23 protein-coding genes and 6 pseudogenes are annotated in these 19,679 nt (G+C 68.2%); 18 read left to right on the forward strand and 11 right to left on the reverse strand.

The features are described 5' to 3' along the window. Nucleotides 1-477: 477 nt before the first annotated feature. Complete coding sequence (locus AC0B9F_RS33770; protein WP_472009030.1) at nucleotides 478-720, forward strand: hypothetical protein; 243 nt, start codon at nucleotides 478-480, stop codon at nucleotides 718-720. Next, complete coding sequence (locus AC0B9F_RS33775; RefSeq protein WP_472009032.1) at nucleotides 705-1,139, forward strand: hypothetical protein; 435 nt, start codon at nucleotides 705-707, stop codon at nucleotides 1,137-1,139. The genes AC0B9F_RS33770 and AC0B9F_RS33775 overlap by 16 nt, the downstream gene beginning before the upstream one ends. A 78-nt stretch (nucleotides 1,140-1,217) precedes the next feature. On the opposite strand, the pseudogene AC0B9F_RS33780 reads toward AC0B9F_RS33775, so the two are convergent. After that, nucleotides 1,218-1,622: pseudogene (locus AC0B9F_RS33780) on the reverse strand (Scr1 family TA system antitoxin-like transcriptional regulator); the annotation flags it as partial. Here AC0B9F_RS33780 and AC0B9F_RS33785 point away from each other — a divergent pair. From AC0B9F_RS33785 to AC0B9F_RS33800, 4 genes and pseudogenes are all read left to right on the forward strand, one after another. Beyond that, nucleotides 1,539-1,973, forward strand: a pseudogene (locus tag AC0B9F_RS33785) (transposase); the annotation flags it as partial. The pseudogenes AC0B9F_RS33780 and AC0B9F_RS33785 sit on opposite strands and share 84 nt — an antisense overlap. A 41-nt stretch (nucleotides 1,974-2,014) precedes the next feature. Then, nucleotides 2,015-2,692 carry a Hint domain-containing protein gene (locus tag AC0B9F_RS33790; RefSeq protein WP_472009033.1) on the forward strand — a complete coding sequence of 226 codons (678 nt, stop codon included), beginning with the start codon at nucleotides 2,015-2,017 and terminating at the stop codon, nucleotides 2,690-2,692. Then, nucleotides 2,689-3,237 (forward strand): hypothetical protein, encoded by a 549-nt coding sequence (locus AC0B9F_RS33795; RefSeq protein ID WP_472009034.1) that lies wholly within the window; start codon nucleotides 2,689-2,691, stop codon nucleotides 3,235-3,237. Before AC0B9F_RS33790 ends, AC0B9F_RS33795 begins: the two co-directional genes overlap by 4 nt. A gap of 216 nt (nucleotides 3,238-3,453) precedes the next feature. Beyond that, complete coding sequence (locus AC0B9F_RS33800; RefSeq protein WP_472009154.1) at nucleotides 3,454-3,636, forward strand: hypothetical protein; 183 nt, start codon at nucleotides 3,454-3,456, stop codon at nucleotides 3,634-3,636. A 461-nt stretch (nucleotides 3,637-4,097) separates the two neighbouring features. Here AC0B9F_RS33800 and AC0B9F_RS33805 read toward each other — a convergent pair whose 3' ends face one another. The 4 genes and pseudogenes from AC0B9F_RS33805 to ku form a co-directional block, all read right to left on the reverse strand. After that, nucleotides 4,098-4,562 (reverse strand): DUF2199 domain-containing protein, encoded by a 465-nt coding sequence (locus AC0B9F_RS33805; protein WP_472009156.1) that lies wholly within the window; start codon nucleotides 4,560-4,562, stop codon nucleotides 4,098-4,100. Between the two features lie 866 nt (nucleotides 4,563-5,428). Next, entirely contained in the window at nucleotides 5,429-6,442 is a 1,014-nt protein-coding gene (locus AC0B9F_RS33810; protein WP_472009035.1) for a terpene synthase family protein, read from the reverse strand. A 72-nt stretch (nucleotides 6,443-6,514) separates the two neighbouring features. After that, on the reverse strand, nucleotides 6,515-7,474 hold the full coding sequence (locus AC0B9F_RS33815; RefSeq protein ID WP_472009037.1) for a polyprenyl synthetase family protein: 960 nt from the start codon (nucleotides 7,472-7,474) through the stop codon (nucleotides 6,515-6,517). A 327-nt stretch (nucleotides 7,475-7,801) separates the two neighbouring features. Continuing rightward, nucleotides 7,802-8,737 (reverse strand): annotated as a pseudogene (gene ku / locus AC0B9F_RS33820) (non-homologous end joining protein Ku). 26 nt (nucleotides 8,738-8,763) lie between these two features. Between ku and AC0B9F_RS33825 the strand changes: the two are divergent. The 8 genes and pseudogenes from AC0B9F_RS33825 (at nucleotide 8,764) to AC0B9F_RS33860 (ending at nucleotide 13,905) form a co-directional block, all read left to right on the forward strand. Beyond that, the gene (locus AC0B9F_RS33825) at nucleotides 8,764-9,501 is read left to right on the forward strand and encodes a site-specific integrase (protein WP_472009039.1); all 738 of its coding nucleotides are present in this window, start codon (nucleotides 8,764-8,766) and stop codon (nucleotides 9,499-9,501) included. Beyond that, a complete protein-coding gene (locus tag AC0B9F_RS33830; protein WP_472009041.1) occupies nucleotides 9,468-10,022 on the forward strand; it encodes a site-specific integrase in 555 nt (184 codons plus the stop codon). The genes AC0B9F_RS33825 and AC0B9F_RS33830 overlap by 34 nt, the downstream gene beginning before the upstream one ends. Nucleotides 10,023-10,039: 17 nt before the next feature. Beyond that, on the forward strand, nucleotides 10,040-11,752 hold the full coding sequence (locus tag AC0B9F_RS33835) for a hypothetical protein (protein ID WP_472009043.1): 1,713 nt from the start codon (nucleotides 10,040-10,042) through the stop codon (nucleotides 11,750-11,752). A gap of 67 nt (nucleotides 11,753-11,819) precedes the next feature. Then, nucleotides 11,820-11,975 (forward strand): annotated as a pseudogene (locus AC0B9F_RS33840) (site-specific integrase); the annotation flags it as partial. Between the two features lie 269 nt (nucleotides 11,976-12,244). Next, nucleotides 12,245-12,487 carry a hypothetical protein gene (locus AC0B9F_RS33845; protein ID WP_472009167.1) on the forward strand — a complete coding sequence of 81 codons (243 nt, stop codon included), beginning with the start codon at nucleotides 12,245-12,247 and terminating at the stop codon, nucleotides 12,485-12,487. Next, the gene (locus AC0B9F_RS33850) at nucleotides 12,474-12,935 is read left to right on the forward strand and encodes a hypothetical protein (RefSeq protein ID WP_472009158.1); all 462 of its coding nucleotides are present in this window, start codon (nucleotides 12,474-12,476) and stop codon (nucleotides 12,933-12,935) included. Before AC0B9F_RS33845 ends, AC0B9F_RS33850 begins: the two co-directional genes overlap by 14 nt. Before the next feature lie 47 nt (nucleotides 12,936-12,982). Next, nucleotides 12,983-13,477 (forward strand): hypothetical protein, encoded by a 495-nt coding sequence (locus AC0B9F_RS33855; protein WP_472009046.1) that lies wholly within the window; start codon nucleotides 12,983-12,985, stop codon nucleotides 13,475-13,477. Between the two features lie 230 nt (nucleotides 13,478-13,707). Then, nucleotides 13,708-13,905, forward strand: coding sequence for a hypothetical protein (locus AC0B9F_RS33860; RefSeq protein ID WP_472009048.1), 198 nt, complete (start codon nucleotides 13,708-13,710; stop codon nucleotides 13,903-13,905). A 6-nt stretch (nucleotides 13,906-13,911) separates the two neighbouring features. Here AC0B9F_RS33860 and AC0B9F_RS33865 read toward each other — a convergent pair whose 3' ends face one another. After that, nucleotides 13,912-14,100, reverse strand: coding sequence for a hypothetical protein (locus AC0B9F_RS33865; RefSeq protein ID WP_472009050.1), 189 nt, complete (start codon nucleotides 14,098-14,100; stop codon nucleotides 13,912-13,914). Between the two features lie 108 nt (nucleotides 14,101-14,208). On the opposite strand from AC0B9F_RS33865, the gene AC0B9F_RS33870 reads away from it, so the two are divergent. Both AC0B9F_RS33870 and AC0B9F_RS33875 read left to right on the forward strand, forming a co-directional pair. After that, nucleotides 14,209-14,394: a hypothetical protein gene (locus tag AC0B9F_RS33870; RefSeq protein WP_472009052.1), complete on the forward strand. Its 186-nt coding sequence runs from the start codon at nucleotides 14,209-14,211 to the stop codon at nucleotides 14,392-14,394. 150 nt (nucleotides 14,395-14,544) lie between these two features. Continuing rightward, the gene (locus AC0B9F_RS33875; protein ID WP_472009054.1) at nucleotides 14,545-14,889 is read left to right on the forward strand and encodes a hypothetical protein; all 345 of its coding nucleotides are present in this window, start codon (nucleotides 14,545-14,547) and stop codon (nucleotides 14,887-14,889) included. Here the strand turns inward: AC0B9F_RS33875 and AC0B9F_RS33880 are convergent. Then, a complete protein-coding gene (locus AC0B9F_RS33880; protein WP_472009056.1) occupies nucleotides 14,876-15,535 on the reverse strand; it encodes a DUF6417 family protein in 660 nt (219 codons plus the stop codon). The two genes, AC0B9F_RS33875 and AC0B9F_RS33880, sit on opposite strands and share 14 nt — an antisense overlap. A gap of 205 nt (nucleotides 15,536-15,740) precedes the next feature. After that, entirely contained in the window at nucleotides 15,741-16,223 is a 483-nt protein-coding gene (locus AC0B9F_RS33885; RefSeq protein ID WP_472009058.1) for a lamin tail domain-containing protein, read from the reverse strand. 596 nt (nucleotides 16,224-16,819) lie between these two features. Here AC0B9F_RS33885 and AC0B9F_RS33890 point away from each other — a divergent pair. Next, a complete protein-coding gene (locus AC0B9F_RS33890; RefSeq protein ID WP_472009060.1) occupies nucleotides 16,820-17,254 on the forward strand; it encodes a DUF6228 family protein in 435 nt (144 codons plus the stop codon). 60 nt (nucleotides 17,255-17,314) lie between these two features. On the opposite strand, the pseudogene AC0B9F_RS33895 reads toward AC0B9F_RS33890, so the two are convergent. Next, nucleotides 17,315-17,599 (reverse strand): annotated as a pseudogene (locus tag AC0B9F_RS33895) (ATP-binding protein); the annotation flags it as partial. A 277-nt stretch (nucleotides 17,600-17,876) separates the two neighbouring features. Here AC0B9F_RS33895 and AC0B9F_RS33900 point away from each other — a divergent pair. Then, nucleotides 17,877-18,488 carry a hypothetical protein gene (locus AC0B9F_RS33900; protein ID WP_472009062.1) on the forward strand — a complete coding sequence of 204 codons (612 nt, stop codon included), beginning with the start codon at nucleotides 17,877-17,879 and terminating at the stop codon, nucleotides 18,486-18,488. A gap of 240 nt (nucleotides 18,489-18,728) precedes the next feature. Here the strand turns inward: AC0B9F_RS33900 and AC0B9F_RS33905 are convergent, their stop codons facing one another. Together AC0B9F_RS33905 and AC0B9F_RS33910 are read right to left on the reverse strand one after the other, a co-directional pair. Beyond that, entirely contained in the window at nucleotides 18,729-19,349 is a 621-nt protein-coding gene (locus AC0B9F_RS33905; RefSeq protein ID WP_472009063.1) for an ATP-dependent DNA ligase, read from the reverse strand. A gap of 43 nt (nucleotides 19,350-19,392) precedes the next feature. After that, nucleotides 19,393-19,644 (reverse strand): annotated as a pseudogene (locus AC0B9F_RS33910) (ATP-dependent DNA ligase); the annotation flags it as partial. Between the last annotated feature and the right edge of the window lie 35 nt (nucleotides 19,645-19,679).

The raw sequence follows: 19,679 nt of genomic DNA on the forward strand, positions 1-19,679 counted from the left end.
GGCACAGCGTTCTTCCTCAACACATTGTGTAATTGGCGGGATCAGAGCGGTCGCAGGACTCTTCCGTAGCGGTACGGCTGACGTGGCCGATGACAGGCTGAGGGAGAGTGCCAGATGTTCGGTCGGGCTGGCGCCCAGCTGCGGAGGAAGCGAGATCTGCGCGTAGGAAGGTCTCCGGTGCCGTGCGATAGCTCACGGGCGACACGAGAGAAGAGCATGGGCCTCCCGCATCCCGCGGTTGCGACGGCTGGCGAAGGCCAGCGGCCGCGCGGGCCCGACCAGAGCGCCGGTGCGGCTGCTGGTCCCGGCGCTTGCCGCAGTGGAGCACCCCCGTGCGGCGTGGAGTCCCACCGGACCGCATTCGCTACGATCTGCTTTCCCGCGACGGATACGAGTCCGGGGATCACTGCGCCGCCGTCAGCGACTCCGGCCGCAAGGCCCAACGCCAAACCCCTCCTGGCTGGCGGCAGCTGGCCCGTGTCAGGCAAGAACCCGCAGGCCCGTCCCCCTCCCACCAAGGACTCCGCCGGCGTCTGGCAGGTCAATCGCACCACCGTCACCCTGCGCAACACGGTGACGGATGCGGACGGCGACAAGGCTGACCGCTCCTTCCAGGTCTACACCACGGATGCCAGCGGCAACCCGAAGGACCAGGTCCAGCTCACTGACCCCGACACGGAAAGCCCGCAGCCTACGGCGTGGTGGTGTCCGACTTCGTGACGTCCGGCGGCTGGGCGAACGTCACCCTCAGGTACGGCGACCTGAAGCCCAACACCACCAACGCCTTTCGCACCAGCGCCTACGACGGCAGTCTGTACGAGACCACCTGGTCGGCGTGGGCGAAGTTCAAAACCCGTGGCCGTGCCGTGGACATCAAGCTCCCGGAGCCGAACAAGAGCGCACCGGCGGTGGACCTGGACAAGTACCAGGCACCCCAGGTCGGGCGCCGTAACCGGCCCGAGGTTACCGGCGTCGCGAAGGACGCCGGTAAGGGCAGCGAGACCTGTACTGACCACGGCCAGAAGATCACGTGCAGTGGCTGGGCAACTCCACCCCGGAATTCGATATCCGCTGCGACGTCGTCGCCTCCACCACGAGCCCCGGCTGCGTGTTCTCGGCCTATAAGCCGACCTGGGTGATTAACTTCGCCAAGACGCCGGCCGCCGTCGCCCACGCCTGGAGCGGCGACGGCTTCGGCGACGTCATCGGGCGTGCCCCTCCGCCGTCAGCGTCTCCACCACGGCCATGGTGTCGTCGTGGACGTAGAACGCCTCCAGCGGCCACACGGTGCGCTGCGCGGTGAACGCGATGAACCCGAACGAGACGGAGGCGAGCGGCATCACGGCCAGGAGGTGGCGCAGCTGCCCGCGCATCGCGTCGGGGCCGGCCATGCGGTAGCGCAGGACGGGCTCCTCCACGAGGTCGACATAGCGGTGCCCACCCTCGTAGAGGAACCGGGAGCGGGCGACCCGGGTTTCAGACCGTGTCCTACGGTGAGGCCTCGTTGACTCGGTATGGGGCGGGGTACGTGGAGTTGAATTGTTCCGGACGGGCTGTGGGAGATCGCGAAGCCGCTGATCCCGCCGCCGAGGGTGGGGCCGCAGGGCGGCGAGACGCAGGATGAGACGCTGTTCGCGGCCATTACCTACCTGGCGCCAACTACCGCCCTGTTTCGGTATATCGAGGTCGGCCGCCCACCGTCGGTTCCTGATTTGGTCGAGAGCCGGCGTCTGGGGGCGGCTACACGAGGCCGTGCTGCACCGGCTCGACGACGCTGGCCTCATCGACGTCACCCGTGTCGTCCTGGACACCGCCCACGTTCGGGCTAAAAAGGGGGCGAACACACGGGTCCGAGCCCCGTGGACCGGGGCAAGCTGGGTTCCAAGATGCACGTCCTGTCGGACGCGAACGGACTGCCCCTCCTTGTCGGCGTCTCGGCCGGCAACACACACGACAGCGAAGGGCTGAAGCCCACGAGACGGGTGAACGCAGCCTGCGCCGGGTCGCCGGGGTGATGCAGCGCACCACGCAGTCCCTGGTCTCCGTCGGCCTGGCCGGCGAGTCGGTGCGGGCCACCCCCGAGCACCCCTTCTGGGTGCAGGGCAAGGGGTGGACCGAGGCGCAGGCCCTGCGCCCGGGCGACCGGCTGCGGACGCTGGACGACAGCGATGCAGAGGTGGCCTCGGTGCGCCGGGCGGCCGTGCGGACGCAGGTGTTCAACTTCGAGGTCGAGGGCGAGCACACCTACTTCGTGGGCGGCAGCAAGCTGCTCGTGCACAACAGCTGCCGTATCTTTCCCAACCGGATGGCCACTACCCTCGAGGAAGAACTCTCCCTGGCGGAGCGGCTCGGTATACGGCCCGCCAAGCCGGGATCGGCGGACTGGGAGCGGTACATCGACTTCGACGGCGAGCCCGTCAAGTGGGCCGTACTGGAGGACGGACAACTGGTCATCATGCCGAAGACAGTCGGCCAAAAAGAGCTCTCCCCTCCGGTACTCAGCGGTGGCGGGGCGGTTAGGGCCGCAGGTGAGGCGGATCTCGCGGGCGGCAACGGTCAGTACTTCGGCCTGCGCATCGACAGCCACAGCGGTCACTACTACATCCCCGGTGACCCGTTCTGGGCACCCGGCGGCGGCGCGGAGCAGATCGGCAGGGAAGCCTTCGCTGCGGCCGGGGTGAGGTTCAAATGACCAGTCCCTTCAACGACCTCGGCCGGCTCGATCTCGGGCAGCACATCCGCCGCTGGTCGGCGCTCCAGCCCGGGACGGTCGACGGTGCAGTGAGCCAGTGGGAGTTCGCGGCGCAGCAGTTCGCGGCCCGGATCCAGCATGATCCGAGCCGGATCCGCGACGACCAGTGGGGCGAGCTCGCGCAGGCCTGGGCATCACTGCTCGCAGCGGCCCGGGCGGCAACCGGAGAACAGCGCAACGAGTGGCTGCTGCGCGACCTCTGGCTGCGGGCCGGCCTCGTGGAGGAGGTGGGGCCGCGTGCGGATGAGCCGCTGCTGGATCCACGGCCGGTCATCGAACAGGCGCTGGACGCCATGCCCATGAGCCATCAGGAGGCCGCTGCGCTCGCACCGCGGTGGCAGGAACTGGAGACCGAACGGATCCTGGCCCTGCGCATGATCCGGCGCCTGCTGAGCCCGGTGCGCTGGATCGCCCCGCTGCTCACCGGACATCCCCGCTACAGCGAGTACGAGGCGTGGGAGCGCCTCGCCGGCGACTTGCCGTGACCTGCCCGGTGTGATCCGGAACGCAGGGCCCTGTACAAACGCCGAGGGCGCCCTCTGACACAGGGGGGCGCCCTCGGCGCCGTACGGCGACCGCCTCGGGATCAGTCGGGTGAAGAAGCACCCGTGGCACAACTACTGCAGCCTGGGCATGTCCCGCCGTGCGTGAGGAAGATCCATGACGCACACGTGGCAGGTCCGGACCTGGCCGTAGTGGAGGTGGCGGCCGCCGATGATACGACCGCCTTCGCCGTCCAGGCGTTGCTCGGCGCGCGGTACGCCATCGCACCGGCGGGACCGTACGGACCCGCGAACCAGGCGAGCCGGGCGTACGGCTGCGCTGCTTTGTGCGCCTCCACCCGGAGCCGGACTCGTAGCAGTGCGAGCACGAGCCATCGGTGAGGGCGGCAGACGCCGGCCGCTGCGGCCGCCGGTAACTGCGCTTTACCTGGCGAGCACCACGGTGACCGGCACGTCGGGGCACCTGTTTAGGTTCTCCGACAGGGCGGTCTGTTCGCTTGCGTCGATGCTCAGTCCCCAGCGCATCTTGTCGGCGATCCAGTCGGTGACGTACTGGCAGCGGTAGCCCTCGGCCGGCGGCAGCCACGTGGTGGGGTCTTGGTCCGCCTTCGACCGGTTCGACGCGGGTCCTCTCGAAGATCAGCGATTGGTCTTGATCTTCGTAGCGGCCCCGGAAGCCGACGCGCCCGGGAAGCGGCGGTGGGTCCACTCGAGCGGGCAGTAAGTCAGATGGTCGCCTCGGGTGTGACCGAGCGCGATAGTTGGCCCGTCTGGCCAAGTAGGTGCTCAGATCCGCGCCCGCCAGTCAGCGGCCGTGGAGACCACCCTCATCGCGCCGGCCGTCACTCCTGCTTGCCCGCGTTGGAGTGGAGTACAGCCGCCGCAATCTCCCGCACGCGGTCCAGGGTGATCCCCGCGCGCTGTTCGACGGCGAGGGGATGGTCGGTGGGCTCGAGCTCGACGAAGGGGCGCTCGCCGACCGGACGGGTGTGCACGTGCGTCTTCAGGTTGAGGGTCGTGGCTGGGTAGACCGGCAGGTCGGTGGTGAGCCAGCCGAAGTACGGCGTCTCGGTCTCGCGGCCGGGGGTGTCCCACAGATCTGCGGCCCGGGAGAAGTTCTCGCGGCTGAGCGAGACCCAGACGCCCCAGGAAAACGGCTCGTCGCTGTCGATGACCGGTATCTCGATCATGCCCTTGACGAAGTAGTGCTGTGCGCGGACCACACACTGATCCGCGGACAGCAGACAGTCTTCGGCGACGGCGAAGGCCGGATCCCACACAGCCGGAGCCTCGGCCGTGTAGTTCATCGGCAGCTCAGGGTGGTGGGACCCGCAGCACGAGCAGGTGAAGCCGAAATCGCTGGTCATGGTGCTGGAGCCTAGTGATGGCTGCCGGGATCACCGCGGGCGGCTCCCCTTCCGGCCGCCCCTGCGGGCCAGCTATCGCGCTCAGTCACATCGGGCACCGCGTGCGGGTGTCGACGAGCGAAGAAAATCGAACACATGATTGAATTGAGTCATGCGGCCGATTCCCGCCTCCTGATCCTGCGCTTCTAGATCAAGCTCATGAGCGATGCAGTTCCGGAGGCGGTGCCGGCCCGGCCGTGGCGCCGGGAGGATGGGCGAGAGCCGGTCGTGTGGACTTGGCCTTCGTCTGACCCGCCTGCCTTGTGGGTCATGTCGGCGGGCCACTGGCGGCGGGCTGAGGTACGGGCCAGGCAGGACTGGCCCGACGCACGCGTCATCTACCAGGTGCTTGTGGATACGGATGAATCCGGCTCAAAGGGCACGCGCGCGTATCAGTGGCCGCAAGAAGGTCTGCGGGTCGCACACTGCAGCACACTGGCTCCCTCTCGCGACGCGCAGCAAGGCGGCGGACTGCCGCGCCCGCCCGGCGGGCGGGCGCGGCCCCCTGCCCGGCCGGTGTCCTCGGGCGGCGGGGACGGCGGCGCCGTAGCGTCGTGAGCGTGAACGATGCGCCCAGACGTATCGACCCCGCGACGGACGCGACGGACCGGGCCGCCGCGGCGCTGCTCCTGGGATGCCGGCCGGCCGAACCAGGTCGGGTACTGCGCGCGCTGGTGTGTTAACTGCACCTTCTCTGGTTTGCTGGGCAGGACATCCGAGCCTCTTGGAGGGGTATGGAGGACCTCCGTCGCGGACTCGCTCGGGACTCAGATCAGGTCCCACCACCAGGCGATCGAGCGGATGGGGACCGGTCCTGTTTCCAGACCGGCGGGGACGGTGTAGGTGATCAGGTCGGTGACCTGATGGCCGGAGCCGGCGTAGCGGGGGTTGCCGGTGTGCCACGTCACGATGTTGGCGATCAGGTTGAGGATGTTGGCCAGGAACGCGGTCATGGCGGGGCTGGGGTGTCCGGCCGCGAGCCGCTCGTGCAGGGACAGGATGAGCACCATCACGCGATTGCACAGGGTGATGGCCTCGATGGTGGCGTCGAGCTGGGTGGTGTAGCCACGGTCTGCGATCAGGGTGTTGAGCAGATTGTACCCATCGTCGGGCTCGTAAGTGGCGATGTCGTTGAACCACAAGAGGAGGAGGTAGACGGCATCGCACAGGGCGGTGAAGCCGGGTTGCGCGGCTTCCTGTACGGGGATGTCCGCCCCGATACCGATTTCAATGCCCGGGACAAACGGCCCTCCGGCGCCCAGCCGCAGGAAAGGCTGGTCGTCGACGGCAGGAGTGATCCGCCCAAGTCGGTGCGAGATCTCCAAGGGAATGTGGTGGTAGTAGCGGCCGTAGGCCGCGCAGAAGCGGGTGAACTGGGCTGAGGTCGCCAGGCGGCGGGCTCCGTCGGCGATGTCGCACCACAGGTTCCATGCGCCAGAGGGCACGCCCGGTGGAGGCAGTGTGCTGGGGGTCCTGAGCCGCTCCTGCATGACGGTGGTGACCGTCAGGGCCTCGTGGACCGTGGACAGTGTCTCCAGCCAGTCGTCCAGGGCGAACCCGCCGACCATAAGCTTGGCCACCCAGGTCATCGCCTCCACGCCCGCGGTGGGGCCGCAGTTGGCGGTGTAGGCGGCGGCCCCGGATGCCAGCAGCCCCTTGTGCTGGTCGGGGGTGGGGAAGCCAGGAGCACGGTCGGTGAACCAGTCGCAGACAGTGCGGTTGATCTCATCCGCCCGGGCGTGGGTGGTCGGAGTGAGGGGGCAGTACAGGATGCCAGGCATGCGTTCGCTCCAGAGGTGTTGAGTGCACTGTGACGACAGCCCGGGGTGGCGACTTCGAGGCTGGCATCGCTGTCAGCGGTCGCGTCGCGTCAATAGGTGGGCGAGGGCGGTGAGTTCGGCTTCGGCCAGAGGTTCGGGGGCGGCGAGAGCGAGACGGTGCAGGGCATCGGCGGTGTGTCGATGGGCCCGGGTCAGGGTTGCGCTCTTTGCGCCGGTCTGCTCGATCAGGTCGGCCGCGTACCGGCACTGCTTGTCGTCGAGTGGGCCGTCTTGGTTGTAGAGAACGCGCAGGGCGTCGGCCTGCGGGGTGTGGCCGGTCAGCGCGGCAGCCACGGGGAAGGTGGCCTTGCGCGAGCGCAGGTCGGATCGGGCGGGCTTGCCCATGGCTTCCTCGTCGCCCCAGATGCCGAGGACATCGTCGACGCACTGGAACGCGATGCCGAGGTGTCGGCCGAACGCCCGCAGATGCCCGGCCCGCTCGTGGTCCGCGCCGCCGGCAAGGGCTCCGAGCTCGCACGCACAGGCCAGGAGTTCGCCGGTCTTGCCGGTGGCGACGGCCAGGACCCGATCCTCGCTGATCCCGGTGCCCGACTCGAGGAGGGTGTCCAGATACTCGCCCTCGATCAGGGCCTGGACGGCGGCGAGCAGCACCGGGAGGTTGCGGTCGGCCCCAGGTGCGTCGGTCAGGGCTTGGACGGCGGCGAAGAACAGGGCATCGCCCGCGAGGATCGCCGCTGGGACGCCCTTGGCCGCCCACAGCGCGGGCCGGCCGCGCCGCAGTGGGTCCTGGTCGATGATGTCGTCGTGGAGCAGGCTGGCGTTGTGGACCAGTTCCACTGCCACCGCAGCGGGCCGGGCGGCGTCCTCGTCGCCGCCTACGGCTCGACAGGCCAGCAGGGCCAATGCCGGGCGCAGAGACTTCTGGCTGGCCGGAGAGTCGAGGACGGCACCTTGGTCGGTCCACCAGCCGAAGTGGAGTCCGGCGACATGCCGGACTTCGGCAGGCAGGCCGTTGATCCTGGAGCGGATCAACGGGCTTATCGCGGTCGCACTCTGGGCCAGTATCTTCGCGCAGTCACGCGGTAAGCCAACCACTCGGGCCCCACTTCTGAAGGTCACCGCCAAATCCGCTCTAGGGTGAGGTGTACGCGACACGTCAGGCAGGGCGCACATACCGGCGCGCGAAGCACGGCCCACAGAGAGATTCGCGGCTCGCCAACGCAAGAAGTCCCTCCCGCCTCGAGCAGGACAGACCGTGCCATCCGGGTGGAGTGCGGAGAAGCCAAGGGCTCACGGCGCGGTACGGGCGGCACGCCTGGTCCGTGTGCCCTGCCTGCCGCGCCGCCGGGCAGGACGCGGTTAGGCGCTGCGCGGCTTGCGGCTGCTTGCCTTCTTCGTCGCCGTCTTCTTCGCTGCGGTCTTCTTGGCGGGCGGTTTCTTCGCGGCGGCCTTCTTCTTCGGCTTCGGCAGCTCGTGCACCTCGGCCTCTCCCCCGTGCTCGCCGCGGGATTCGCGGGCCTTGTCCACCGAGGCGTTCAGTGCGGCCATCAGGTCCAGGACCTGCGCCGGCTCCTCCACCTCCGGCGCCTGCGGGAGCGGCTTGTCCTCCCGTTTCGCTTCGATGATCTGCGCGATGGCCTCGGTGTACTCGTCGTGCGCGTCGAGCTCGTCGAGGTCTTCGACGCTCATGGTGTCCATGAGGGCGAGCGCGCGCTCGATCTCCTCATCGGAGACCTCTACGGGTGGCGGGAGCAACTCGGCCGGGCTGCGGATCTCATCCGGCCAGCGCATCGCGTGGAGCACCAGGGCGTCGTCGCGGACCCGCAGCATGCCGAGGCGTTCGCGGCCGCTCCAGGCGTACTTGGCGATGGCGACCTTCTCCGACCGTCCCAGGGCCTGGACCAGCAGTTTTTAGGGCTTGGCGGCGACCTGGCCGTAGGACTGCAAGTAGTAGCCGTCGCTGATCTGGATCGGGTCGATGTCCGCGGCGGGGACGAACGCGACGATCTCGATGGCCTTCGCCGTCGGCAGGGGAAGGTCGCGCAGTTCCTCGTCGGAGATCGCCACGATCTGTGCCGCCTGGTTTTTCGTCTCGCGGGTCACTTCGTAGCCCTTGCCGATCTCGGCGCTGGATACCTCGCGGTCCTCGAGGTCGCAGAACTTCCGCACGCGGACGCGGCCGCCGTCCTCACGGTGGTACTGGTGGAACCGGATGCTGTGGTCCTCGGTCGCGCCGACCACGTTGATCGGCACCGTGCCGTTGACTGAACTAAACGATGAATATTCGCTGGTCAGAGGCTATATCTGCTAGCTTCCCGGCCATGCTTGAAACGGATGATGATGCCCGGGATTTAGCAGGTTTCGTGCTGCCAGAGACCGGGGCACTGATCGAGACGACGGACCCGTTGCGGCCATGGGTCCTGCTCGACGCGGACGGGACCGTCGTCGCCCCGGTTGAGAGGTTCTTCGCGGAACTCCAGGCCAACGCGCGTCCAGCAACGACGATCCGCTCCTACGGCATGGACCTGCTGCGGTGGTGGCGGTTCCTGTCCGGATGGGGCGTCGCGTGGGATCGAGCGAGCCGACGGGATGCGCGGGACTTCGCCCGGTGGATGCAGATCGCGCCGAAGGCTTCCCGGGTGCATTGGCGCCACCGGGCCTCCGGAGAGCAGCCTTCGGAGCCGGTGAAACGGCCCGCGGCAGGCGTGCCGAACCCCGTCACGGGCCGGGCTGCGCCAGGCTCGCTGTACTCGGCCTCGACGCGGGTGCACTGCGAGACGGTGCTGAGGTCGTTCTACGACTTCCATCTGGAGGAGGGCACCGGCCCGATCATCAACCCGTTTCCCCCAGCGGGGGTACGCCGCCGGTTGCCGGCGGCAGCCGGCCGGGCGACCCGGCAGTCGGCGGGTGGCAGGTACCGGCCCTCGCTTCCTCAGCGTCTGCCGCGGCGGCTGCCCGACGATTGCTTCAACGAGCTGTTCGCCGCGCTGCGTTACAACCGCGACCGTGCTCTTCTGGCTTTTGGGTGTCCAACGGGGCCCGGGCCAGCGAGTTGCTGACCAGTCGGCAGCGTGATCCGCTGCCCGGAGAGCAGCTGCTGGGCGTGATCCGAAAGGGAACCAGGGCATTTCAGCAGTTGCCGTCCTCGCCTGATGCGTTCGTATGGCTGCGCCTCTATCAGGAGGAGGCCTGGCGAGCTGGGGCGCCCCGGGGAGGACACCAGGCGTTGTGGTGGACGCTGCGGCGGCCGTTTCGACCGCTGGCCTACCACGCGGCCCGGGCGATGCTGAACCGAGCCAACGAGTTACTTGGGGCGAACTGGACGCTGCACGACCTGCGGCACACCGCCGCTTACCGTATGGCCCGCGATCCAGGGCTCGCTTTGACGGACGTGCAGTGGGTTCTTGGCCACGCGCACCTGAGCACCACCCAGATCTACCTGCCGGCTGGACGCGACGAGATCATTGAAGCGGTCCGTGCACATCACCAGCGCCAGAAGCGGCTGGCGCAAGTCCCTGCAGTACCCGCCGCTGGATACCGAGCCGAGTCGCTCCACGACCTCTTCGGAGGGGCCCGGTGAATGTTCGAGTCCGGGAGATGACCGGCGGCACACCCCTCCGGGCGGACGACCGTCCACCGGTGCGGGCGGCCGCAGGCGGCGTGATGCGGCAGGCACAGGCTCAGTTCCCGGCTCGATCCGCCGGCACACGATGGACGATGACGTGCTCGTCCGTCGAGGAGGTGCTGGCCGCTCTCGATCGCCCGCCGTTTCGAGCGGACAAGGCTCACACCCGGTGGGAGCGCAGGCATGGTGCGCATGCGGTTCTGGCGTGGTTGTCCGGCTTCTCGGGCGAGACCTGGCAGGAGCGATGGGAGGCATCCCCGGCAGCTGCCAGTTCTCAGGCCTGGGCCGAGGAGGGGCTGGCATGGGTGAGTACTGCGGCCGATGCGCAGTGGAGGTACGTGCAGACAGGGCTACTGATGCTGGCCAGCATCGATGCGCTGCGCCTCTCGATTCCCTGGCAGTTCGGCCACCGCACTACGCATCTGCGTCCCCTCGTCGAACGCACCCGGGACCCTGAAGGGCTGACCCGTCTGCAAGAGATCGTCGGCCCGAAGCGGTGGGCATCCGTCGGAGGCGGCCGCGCCCGCCTGGCGTTGGCTCGGATCATGCTCGCCAAGGGAGGAGGCCTGGCGGACATCACCGCCGGAGACGCCTTCGAGTACTACACCGAGTTACGGAAGTTGGTCCGTAGCCAGGCCGGCGGCACCCTCTTCTACTCCTGGCTGCGAGACCTGGGGAACATGCCGTCCGACGCCCCGGTGACCCTGCGTTTCCTCAACAAGGTCACGGGTCAGCTCACCTGCACGCAACTGGTCGACCGGCACGGCGTGGCCTGCCCACCGATCCGCGAGCTGCTGATCGACTACCTGGAGGAGCGCCGACCACGGCTTGACTACAGCACTCTCGACAACCTTGCCCGCAACCTGACCAGGAACTTCTGGTCTGACCTGGAGATACATCATCCAGGCATCGCCTCCCTCGACTTGCCGCCTGGAGTCACCGCCGCGTGGAAGGAGCGGTTCCGCACCAGGATCCAGCGGCGGAAACGGCCGGACGGCACCGTGGAAGAGACGCTCGTCGAGCGCGCTGAATACGACCAGTTGCTCGTGGCGGTGCGGGCTCTGTACCTGGACATCGCGCGTTGGGCGGCTGAGGAACCCACCCGGTGGGGACCCTGGGCAGCGCCCTGCCCGATCAAGGAGGCTGAAGTCTCCAACCGCAAGCGCGTCAAGCGGCGCAAGGCCCGCATGGACCAGCGAACGCGCGAGCGGCTGCCCGTCCTGGAGACCTTCGTCCGTGCTGCGGCTGATCACCACGCCGAGCAATCGGCCCGCCTGCAGGCCCTGCTCGCCGTCCCACCTGGTGCCCCCTTCACGATCGGCGACGCGGTTTTCGTCCGCACCAAAAACGCGACGACCGCCGGCGCGAGGGACGAGCAGGGCACTCTTCGCTATTTCGATCAGGCCGAACATCGCGCCTTCTGGGCCTGGGCAGCGGTGGAGTTTCTCCGCCACACGGGCGCCCGCATCGAGGAGATGCTGGAGATCAGCCATCACGCGATGATCCAGTACCGGCTGCCGACCACCGGCGAGATCGTCCCCCTGTTGCAGATCGCTCCCTCCAAGACCGACCAGGAGCGAGTCGTTCGTCAGCCCAGAACTGGCCGACGTCGTGGCCACCATCATCCGACGCGTTCGCGACCCGCGGACCGGGGCCATCCCGCTCCTGTCCGCCTACGACTATGAGGAGCGCGTCTGGAACCCGCCGTCCCCGCTGCTGTTCCAGTGGGACCGCGGCGGCGAGAGATCCCGCATGTCGGGCGAGTTCATCCGCAGCGCGCTGGGAGAGGTCCTCGCCTTCATCGGCCTCACCGACTCAACCGGCCAGCCTCTGGTCTTCGCGCCGCACGACTTCCGCCGCCTGTTCATCACCGATGCCATCCGCTCCGGCCTCCCGCCTCACATCGCGCAGGTCATCGCCGGCCACGCCAACATCAACACCACAATGGGCTACAACGCGATCTACCCAGAAGAGACCATCGAAGCTTCATCACCCGCCGCCGCGCCCTGCGGCCGGCAGAGGAATATCGCACCCCCACCGACGCCGAGTGGGAGGACTTCCTCGGCCACTTCGAACGCCGCAAGCTCTCCGCCCGCGCCTACGGCACCGCCTGCATCCACGAACACGCTTGCGTTCGTTGCTCGCTTCTCCGGCCGGACCCGGGCCAGCGCGACCGGTTGGAAGAGATCCGCGACAACCTCGTCGACCGCATCGCCGAGGCCGAGCGCGAGGGCTGGCTCGGGGAGGTCGAAGGGCTCCGGATCAGCCTGGCTGGAGCCGAGGACAAGCTTGCTCAGATGGACCGACGAGCTTCCGGCGGTACGGCGATCAACCTCGGCATGCCGCGCATTGCCGCAGCTCAACCCGCCCAGGCGGAAGGAACAGCGTCGCTGCCACAATCACTGGATGACCAGCAATGACATCAGGTTCGACTGCCGGCACCGTGACCACGGTGGCCCGCTCGTGATCGTCCCCCTCATCGACAAAGCACCACTCGCCGATTTGATCGACGGGTTCGAGATCGCCGCCGGGATGCAGCCCGCAGGCGACGCCTATGGCGGTCTGATCCCGGAGTTCTTCCGGTTCGGCCCGATGCAGGATCACTTCCTCGGACGGTCCACCAACGCGATTGGGCCGAAGACACCCGTTCTCGGCTGTGAATGCGGCGAGTGGGGATGCTGGCCCCTCATGGCCCGCATCACCGCGACGGCCGACTTCGTGACCTGGGACGCCTTTGAGCAACCGCACCGCAAGAGCCGCGACTATGTGGCATTCGGTCCGTTCCATTTCGACCGGCGCCAATACGATGACGCTTTGCAAGCCCTGAGCGCGGTGATCGGCCCCGACGCCGACGACACGTGCGCATGAGCGCCACCAGGCGCGGCCTGCTGAGCTAAGGGATGGGGAAGTGGTTCATGGAAAGGTTCGAGACGGAGAGTCTGGCGCTCATGCCTGGCCAGACGGTGCAGGCCAGGATCCTCAGCCATCACCCATGGGGTGTGCTCGTTGAGATCGTTGGTTACGAGAACGCTGGTCTCTCGGCCTCTATCGACATGATCCAGCAGTTCTCCCAGACGACGAGCAGCCATGACGAACTACTCGCGCTCTTTCCACCCATCGGTTCGCAGCTCAATGCAGTGATCGAGCAAATCCACCGCTGGCATCCGCCGGTATCAGTGCGGCTCACCATCCGACCTGCCGACCTGGAGTCGCTGGTCTGGAGCTGCGACTTCTGTGGTGAGCCGATCACGTTGGGCCCAGGTGGAGACGCCCTCGTCCTGGACTCGCGCAGCAATGACGGTCCAGGAAGCCACACCGTCATCTCCCACCGGCACTGCCTTGCCGAGCGTATCCGCCCGGAGAACAGCGGAGAGCGGGCGCGAGCACTGAAGATCGGGAAGATGTGCTGAAGTCGTGAGACCCGCGCCTACGGCATGGATGAGCTCGACCGCTCATTCGGAGGGAACAGAGCGGTAGTTCAGAGAAGTGACTAGGCCAAACGAGATGGCGCCGTTCCAGATCGTGCGGGGCATGCGTGTCCTCCACACGACCCAGCCTACGAAGGGCGCGCCGCCGGCGCACCACACCGTGCGCCCCTCGGGGCAGGGCGGGAGGCTGGCTGGCCAGTGAGCGCCCAGTCGTGATCTACCCGCCCAACGAGAACGGTGGCCGCCGCGTCCGCATCAGCGGAAAGAGCGCCGGCACCGCGTACTCGCTCAACGACATCGCGGTCTTTCTCGAGCGGGCGGGCCTGGAACTGGGATGGGACGAGATCGATGTGGCCGCCGACACCGAGATGATCGAGTGGCGCGGCGGCGGCCCGGACTTGTGGGGGTAAGGGAACTCACGGGTTCGGGTGAGAGGCGGCCTTCAGCCGCCAGCCGCTGCCACTGCAGCTGTCGTGCAGGGGCGGGAACCGGTGGCCCTTCACGTCGGTGCTGTACTCGTGACGCTGCCCGCAGTCGCATTCATAGATTCCGGACTCAGGGACGATCTCGCCCGGGTGGTAGGTCTTCTCGCTGCTCTCGCTCATGCCGCCCAGCGTCCCCCGGCCGGCGGGACAGCGGCCGGTCGGCCGGGACTGAACGGGTGACGGGTTGTGCCCAGCTGGATTGTCAGTGCCAGCGGCGATGATGCCGGTATGACGATCACCATGCGCAACTACGGATTGACCTGGACCGACCGCGGCGGCACGGCGCGCGCGTCGGCCGTCGCGTACGACAAGCCGAGCGGGCAGAGGCAGAAGCAGGGACTCGAGGACGCCGGGTGCACGGACGTGGAGCTGGTGGAGGTCAAGCCGGGAACGCTGCCGGATCCGCGGTCGTGAAGCGCGGCTCGGCCTGCCCGGCACTTGAAGTCGACGACCTCGCGCCCCGTACGGGCTGACGGCGCGTGGGCCCAGTCTGGGTACTGTGCGCACCGCGGATTGAGTACGTGCCTGGTGTTCCGTGTCCGGCGAACGGGATGAGATCGGGGCATGAACGAGACCGTCCACTCTCCGACGCCCGGCGTGCAGGCGGCTGCGGCACGGGACCGCTCCCGTTTCTGGTCCGCTGTGTGCGCCGGTCTCTTCCTGCCGGCTGCCGTGGCGGCCGTTGCGCTGGCACTGTCCACCGAGCGCGCGACGCACTGCGTGATGTACGGCGGGGACGGGTGCGGCCCAACCGTGCCTGCTTGGCTCTTCTTCTGGGGGATCGGTGTGGGCGCTGTTGCCTGCGTCGTCGCCTTGGCCGCGCCGGCCGCTCGGGTGCGGCGGGTGGCGCTCGCCGCCCAGGTCGTGGCGGAAGGCGCGGCACTGCTGGAGATCCTCAGTTACGGGTAACCCGGTCGTCCTGATTCGCGGGAGTGGAGGGCCGCTTCCACGGCAGACGCACGGCACCCTGACGGCCTGTCGCCGCATCCACACGGTAGGAGACCCCGTATTCGCGGGCGAACCGGTTGGCTTCGGCGACCGAGCCGCTGAGAGCGCGCAGGTAGAACGCGTAGGCCACCGTCTCGACCTGCTCCGGCGTCAGCGTCATCCGCCAGCGGTTGTTCGGCCGGTCGAAGTGCGCGGTACGCACTCGCTCAACAAGGCCGTCTGCCGGCGGCACCCGCAGCACCGGGCACAGGTTCACGTACACCCGCAGGGCGTCCATCTGTGACGGCCACAGCTCGACCACCTGCTCCCCCTCGGCAGGCGGGGCGGATTGCGGGGCGGGGGCGGGGGACGCCTCCAGGTAGGCCAGTACGTCGTGGCCCTGCGGGCTGAGGCGGGCCGCCCACAGCACAGGGCGCCCCTCGTGGGCGGACAGCTCCGCGCGCGTCTCCCTGTCCGCCAGCTCGGCCAGGCCCTGGCCCGCGGCGGTCTGGACGGACTGCTGCACGCCGGGCTCGACACCGGTCGACAGGGCCCAGCCGTACGCGGAATGCTCCTCCCGCTCGCGGAGGTAGCGAAGAACTTCCAAGCGGGTCTGCCGTGCGCCCATCATCACCTTCACCGTTGCCGGGTACCCCAGGAGACGGTAGAGCCTGTGCACGGGGCTGTGCGAGCGCCTCCGCTCCACTCCCCCGGCCTGGCGCTCGCCGCCTGAGGCGAGCGCACGACTGTGGGGCCACCCCCCGCCGACTAGGGGTGGCCCCACAGTGAGACGTCAGTGCTGGCTGAGCGTCAGTTCACGTCAGGTGTGCGGGTCAGTGGTGGCCGCCGCGGTGGTGGTGGCCCCAGGACTGGTCGTCGACGAAGCGGCCGCGGTCGTTGCGCAGGGTCGCGGTGTCGTGGTCGTTGTTCCAGACGTAGTGGCGGCGGTCCTGGAACACGTCGTGCCGGGCGTCGCGGCCTTCACCGGTGTGGACGCGGACGGTGGAGCGGCCGTCCAGGCGGTAGTGGTGGAAGGTGTAGGTGTGGCCGGCCTCATCGCTGAGGGTCCAGCGGTCGAGGTTCACCGCCCGGCGCGTGTGATTGGTGATCTCCACCCACTCGGCGTTCAGGGAGCGGTTGGAACGATCGTCACGTCCCGGGGAGTCGTACTGCACCGCGCTGATTGTCACCGCCGCGCGCTCACGCGAGGGGTGGTGGTGGCCGGCGGCCATGGCCGGCAGCGCGGTGGCGCCGACCAGGGCGGCGGCCACGGCAGTGGCGGCGGTCAGGCGACGGGCGGAAGAAGAAACGGACACCAAGGTCCCCCTTCAGGGTGCGCACACCCGGCCGGGTTCAGGCGGCGCTGCCGCAGGTCCAGCGGGTGCGTTGTGCTGGTGTGCGGCCGGTCGGCCACACACGCACACCATGCAGCCCCCACGCCCGGCACGTGTGGGAAATGCGGAGCGTTATTACGAATTCAACAGAGTTTTCTAACTCCCACATTTAATAGCCATCAAAGCGGCGAATGCGCCAAGTTGACGACCCGTTTCGCGCACAGGCCTTGCAGCGCCTGGGCGGAGGTGATGATCCGCCAGATCCCGCCACCCCACCGGCCGGAACACGATCACCCGAAAGTGAGTAACAACAGACACGGCCAAATGCAGACCTGCTGCCGGAAGACGGGCACCTGCCCTGCCATGGGGGCCGACCGGATACCCAGGTCGACCCGGCACGGCACCGAGTCTCCTGGCGGTACACCTTCGGACGCATCACCAAACGAAGAGCACTTGTCGGTGGGAGCTGCGAACAGTTGGTTCCTGCTGGGCCTCCGAATGTTGATGAGAAGTAGAAGCGGTCGCGTGCCACGGAATCGTGATGTCGTCAACGTGTTGCCGTCCGTATCCTTCGGCGGGTGAGTCTGATCGAGGTGGGTCCCGGGCAGGTGGAGCTCGTCGTGCGGGGGCCCGGGGCGCTGTCGACCTCTGTCCGGTTGTTCGACTGGTCACGTGCGGATGAGTACGAGACCGTCTTCGCGGTGGAGGCCGTTGCTGAGGGTGTGCGTGCACGGCTCGAGAACGTGACCGTCACCGTCTGGGACGACATGAGCGAGTTCTTCGACGGCCTCGCGCGCGATTTCCGTGGTTGGGAGGAGGAGCGGGTTTGGATCAACAACCACCTGGTCGTGACGGCGACCTTCGGCTCGGGTGGTCATGTGTATCTGAGCTGGACGCTTCGGTCCGGCTTCTTTCCCGGTGACTGGAAGTGCACGGTGACGACCGTGATCGAAGCCGGTGAAGGCATGACGGCTGCAGCCGCGGACCTGCGGGAATTCCTGGGCCAGGGGTAGGTCTCCCACGATCGCTCCCTCACAGGCACTCCCGCGTCAGGTTCAGCCGACTGCTTGCTGTCAGGCACGGGCTCGGGTGGTGGCGAGACGGTAGGAGTCGGTGCCGGTTTCGATGATGTTGCCGCCGAAGGTGAGGCGGTCAACGATAGCCGCGCAGAGGCGGGGGTCGGTGAAGGTCTTGGTCCAGCCGCTGAAGGACTCGTTGGAGGCGATGGCGACGCTGTTCTTCTCCTCGCGTACGGTCAGGACCTGGAGGAGGAGTTCGGCGCCGCGACGGTCGAGTTCCATGTAGCCGAGTTCGTCGATGCAGAGTAAGTGGACGCGGCCGTAGCGGGCGATGGTCTCCCCGGCGTGAGGTCCCACTGCGGCACCGCACCCGCGAACAGGGCCACGGCCGACGCGAGATCCGCCGGCTCAAGGTCCGCTGCCGTGAGTGATGCGGAAATGCTGGCCTCCCGTCTGCTGTGGGGCTTAACCTGCGGCCATGTGGGGGCAGGGATCTTCATGGAACAAGAACAAGGCGTCTTTCGCAGTGCAACGTTGTCGGCTCGACCGGCATGTGCGTCGTTCGCGGCGAAAGTTGCCGCCCTCCCCGGTGGAGCCATGGTTTGCCCGTCGCCGCATGCGGCTGGGGCTGGGGATCGTGGGTGCGGCGTGGGCGACGGTCGTCCTCGCGGATGCGGGGCTGATCCGAACCCATGTGTTGAAGGAGACGGACACCGGGATCGCCACCGGGGCCGGATTCGTCGCCGGAGTGCTGGCATACGTGATCTGGTTCGGGGACGCGGGCACGCCGCACGTCTGCACCGTTGAGGGGAGACGGCTCGTGTCTGCCCGCACGCTCACCGGCATCCGCACGATTGAGCTGGACGCTCTGGCCAGTGTCCGCCGGTTCGCTGCAATGGGCCGATACGGCGGCACAATCGATGAGTTGCGCCTGCGGGACCGGCACGGGCTGCGCTTGACGATCGGCCGTGACACGCGGGCGGAGGACTCCATACGCCGCGTCGTCGTGAGGGCGGATGCCCAACCGTCCGGCGCACCGGTCAAGGTGACCAGGCATGCCCGTAGCCGCCTGGGCTTGGAGCCGCGCTCCCCCGTTCCCCGCTTCGTGCACTTGTTCTTCGGCGTGTGGGTCATGCTTGTGGCGCTCCTGCTGCCCGCACTGGGCAGCTACACCGTCGCCTGTTTCTTGGCCGGAACCAGCGCGTGGGTTTCGACATCACGTCATTGACCGCAACCGACACCGAATACCACCCGCCTCGACCCGGGCACTAGCCCACGAGCTCCATCTCAGCACGTGAGTGCGCCCCACGACGGGGCAGGGCGGACGCTACTCCTGGTCTGCCGACAGGCCAGTTCGGCTACTGCGCGCGCTGCCAGGGGCTCACGGTGCGCTACGGGTCTCCACGCTCAGGTCATCTGCCCGGCCTGCCGCGCCGCTGGGCAGGACGCAGGCGCGCAGCCTGGATGATCACCAGGCGGCCGGTAGCGCGCCTTCACCGAACGCGGGCACGTCCCCGGCGGTCACGTCCAGGCGCAGCCGGGCGTACCGGACGGGGTGCCGCCACGCGCCGCGTTCCTGGGCGGTGTCGACCGCGATCTCAGCGACCAGATCCGGCTCGACCAGGGTCACGTCGAGCGGCGTTCTCGACCCCCATGACGACGTGAAGCGGACGCCCCGCCATGGGTGTCCCGGCGCGGCCGGCACCAGCTGCTCGGCGAGCCCGCGCGCCGCGTCCGGGCGTAGCGATGTGCTGCGCCCGACCGGATGGAGTTGGCCGGTGTCGTCGTATCGGCCCAGGATGAGGGTCTGGGGGCGTTCCGGGCGACCTGTGATGGCGCCGATGACCGCTTCGGTGGTGTCGCGGCGGCGGACCTTGCAGAGGGCGCGGGCGCCGCGCAGATAGTGCTGCTCGGTGCCCCGGATGATGAGGCCTTCCACGCCGGGGACCTGGGTGAAGGACGTGAGCCATTCCTGAGCCGTGACCGGGTCGTCCGTCTCGGGGCACAGCACCCAGGGGGCGCGTAGATCGTGGCCGGTGAAGAGCTGTTCCAGGCGGGCGCGGCGCTCGGCGTACCTGGAGGACGTCAAAGACGATCAGATGGGCGGGCAGTTCCTCCGCGAGCCGTGGGGCGCTGCGGTGGCCGGCGGCCGCACGCCGCTGCAACGCCTCGAACGACATCCGGTCCCCCGCCCACACGACCAGCTCACCATCGAGGACCAGGCCGGCGGGGAGATCCGCGGCCGCGCGCACCAGCTCGGGGAAACGGCCCTGGATCAGGCTGCCCCGGCGGGACTGGAGCTGGACGGGTGCGGTGAAGAGCAGGGCGCGGTAGCCGTCGTTCTCCAGACTTTGATGTGTCTCATGAGACAGGGCGCTGGGTATCGCTGACTCGCCTTACAGAAGATCCACATTCGTTC

The organism is Streptomyces sp. NPDC097129, from assembly GCF_055668065.1.